General features: G+C 70.4%; 1 protein-coding gene. It reads right to left on the reverse strand.

Annotated features, from left to right (window positions below; translation table 11 throughout):
* Positions 1-109 precede the first annotated feature (109 nt).
* A complete protein-coding gene (locus Q4I23_RS31715; RefSeq protein WP_498528864.1) occupies positions 110-3,217 on the reverse strand; it encodes a molybdopterin dinucleotide binding domain-containing protein in 3,108 nt (1,035 codons plus the stop codon).
* Between the last annotated feature and the right edge of the window lie 121 nt (positions 3,218-3,338).

The raw sequence follows: 3,338 nt of genomic DNA on the forward strand, positions 1-3,338 counted from the left end.
GGGTGAGGGGGGTGCACGTGGTGGTGTGTTCGGCAAAAGCGCAACCCCCTCACCCTGACCCTCTCCCCGGAGGGGAGAGGGGATTTTGGAAGCGGTGGTGCTGGCTGGCTCACGCCGCCGCGGCCACCCGCTCAATCTTGGCGGGGAGGCCCTGGCGCACCGCCGTTCCGGCGATGGGATCGACCCAGACCGAGGCGCCCGGACGGGTCGGGTCGTGCAGGCCCAGGTCGTTGATGTTCACCCCGGCCCCGATCTCCGGCACCACCGGCTGGCTGTGGCCGCCGATGACGTGCGGCCGCGCCCCGAACTCCTTGTGGCCGAAGCCGTGCTCGACGGCCAGCACGCCGGGCATCACGCCGTGCCGGACGATGGCGGTCGCCTGTTCCGACCCGCCCGGCGTGGCGATGCGGATGCGGTCGCCGGTGGCGATGCCCAGCCGCCGCGCGTCCTCCGCGTTGATGCCCACCGGGTTCTCCGGATGCAGGTGGCGCAGGCGGTTGGCGGCGATGGTGTAGGCGCTGACCAGCACCGATTTCGAGCTGATGAGCTGGAAGGGCCAGTCCTCCGCCGTGTGGATCTGCCGCATCGGCGTGCCGTCGGCGAAGGCCGGGGGCGTCCACGCGGCGGTGCCGGTCCACCGCTTGCCGGTGACGCTGCTCTTGGCCGCGCCGACCGCCTCGTTGTAGACCAGCAGCCCGTCCTTGAAGCGGTGGGTGGCCCTGTCGCCCTCGAAGCCCTCCGCCTGGTTCTGGTAGCGCCCGCCGCGCGCCAGCATGAAGGCGACCTTGCGCCACTCCTCCTCCTTCAGCACCGACTGGAGCGCCGGCAGGACGCGGGCGACGCCGGACAGGGCGATGTCCTCGTCGGTGGCGTCGGGCACCGGCTGCTTGCCCAGCCACGCGATGTTGGCGCCGCCGCGCAGGTACCAATCCTCGGGCCGTTCCAGCGGGTGGGTGTTCCCGTCCATGTCGGCGATGGCGTCCGGGCCGAAGCCGGGCAGGCCCAGCCGCTTCGCGAGCGCGATCAGGAAGGTTTCCATCTGGACGTGCCGGCCCTCCGGCAGCGGTTCGGTGCGCGGCGTCACCACCGGCCAGCGCGCCGTCGAGGTCTTGGTCGGCACGCCTGCCCAGGGGGCCGCCCAGCCCCAGGTTTCGTACAGCACGGTGTCGGGGATGATGTAGTCGGCGAAGGCCGTGGATTCGTTGATGAAGGGGTCGATGGCGACGATCAGCGGCAGCGCCTTCGGGTCGCGCAGCTTCGCCTCCACCTGGGCGCGGACGCCGGGGATGCCGTAGACCGGGTTGCTGTTCCACAGGAACAGAGCCTTCAGCGGGTACGGGTAGCCGTCCACCACGCCGCTGGTCAGATACTCGGTGGTGAGCTGCGGGGCGTTGGGGTACCAGGGCGCCTTGGCCGGATAGGGCTTGCCCGCCTCTTTTTTCGCCTTGAACTCGCTGGACTTTTCGTAGGGTACGGGGCGGCTGATGGCGGTGCCGGAGGGCTTCACCTGTCCGGGGAAGCTGGCCAGCTTGTAGCGCGGGCCGTCCTGCTCGTCCGGGAAGCGCCCGCCGCCGAAGATGGTGCCGCCCTTCCAGTTGAGGTTGCCGATCAGCGTGTTCAGCGTGACCACGCCGAAGGCGTTGTAGAAGCCGTTGCCGGCCATCATGCCGCCGTGGGTGTTGGCGGCGGCCTTCTTGCCGTGGCTGGTGAACTCCCGCGCCAGCCCGGCGATGACGTCGGCGGGGATGCCGCAGGCGTCGGCGTAGCCGGCGAGGTCGAGCTTCATCGCCTGCTCGCGCAGCAGGGTCAGGCTGGTCTTCACCGCGACGTCGCCCGCCGGAGTCGCCACCGTCCCGCCGTGGAACAGAGCGGCCGGTCCCATCAGTGCGTCGTGGGCCACCGAAGTCCCGCTGGGGTCGAGCACGACGAAGGCGTCCTTGGCGCCGTAGCGCTCTTTCTCGTCCAGCGTCACCCAGCCGAGGTCGGAGGCGCGCAGCATCCGCCCGTCTCGCGGGTGGCCCGCCTGCTGGATCACCAGATGGGTGGCGTTGCACCAGCCGGCCTCGCCCGCCGCGTCCGCCGCCTTGCCGTTGGGCTGGGACAGGTAGTTGGTGTCGATGCGCCCGTTCTCGAACATCCAGCGCATCATGCCCATGACCAGGGCGCCGTCGGTGCCGGGCCGGATGGGAATCCAGTTGGACCGCTCCGCCGCCGCGCGGTTATCGGCGTTGGTCAGCACGGGATCGACGACGACGTAGTTCAAGACACCGTCCGTCCGCCCCTTGGCGAGCAGCATGGCCTGCCGCTTGAACGGGTTGCCGGCGTTCGACGGGGCGGTGCCGATGAACAGCACGAACTCGGCGTTCTGCAGGTCCGGCTTGGCGTGCGGCATCTTCTTGGCGTCGCCGAACACCGCCCCCGAACCGGAGCGGTAGGCGCCGCCGCAATAGGAGCCGTGGCCGACGAAGTTGATCGTCCCCAGCGCCTGGTTGAAGAAGCGCCGCACGAAGGGCTCCCGCCCGTCGTTGACCGACGACAGCAGGGCCACCTGATTGACCTTCGGCCCCAGTTCGGGGGCGGCCGGGTCGATGAGCGTCTTCAGGTCGCGCAAAGACCGCAGGCCGGGCACCGGGCCTTCGCCGAACAGGTCGCCGCCTTCCGCGATCTCCTCGACCAGCCGGTCGAAGGCGATCGGTTCCCAGCGGCCGGAGCCGCGCGGGCCGACGCGCTTCATCGGCGTGGCGATGCGGAAGGGCGAGGTCAGCATCTCCAGCGCCGCGTTGCCCCGGCCGCAGGCGGTCGAGCGGCCCTTCAGCCCCTTCTCGTCCAGCCGCGACAGCGACTTGAAGCTCTCCTTGATCGACGTGCCATAGGGCAGGAAGGGATCGGTGGACAGCGGGCTGTAGGGGTTACCGGCGACGCGCAGCACCTTGTTCTTTTCGACGTCCACCCTGACGCGGACGCCGCACAGCGTGGTGCAGCCGAGGCAGGCGACGTTGGCGACGATCTGGCCCGGCGTCGGGGCGAGGTCGCCGGTCGCCGGATCGACGCGGAATTCGGGGGCCGGGGCGTTGCCGGAGATGGCGTGGTCGGGCTTGTCCCCGGCCCAGGCGCCCTTCACGAGCTTACGCCCGGTGTCGGAGAAGCCACCCGCGAAGGCGGCGAGCGCGCCGCCCGCGGCGCTGGACTTCAGGAGAAGGCGACGGGAAATCGACATGATGGGTGCTCCGTTCACTCGGCGGCGGCCACGGTTCCGGCGGGCGCCCGGGGGGCGCGGGCCCTGTCTCTTATACACATCTGACGCTGCCGACGATTATACGCGAGTGTAGATCTCGGTG

The organism is Azospirillum sp. UFLA03-27, assembly GCF_059803775.1.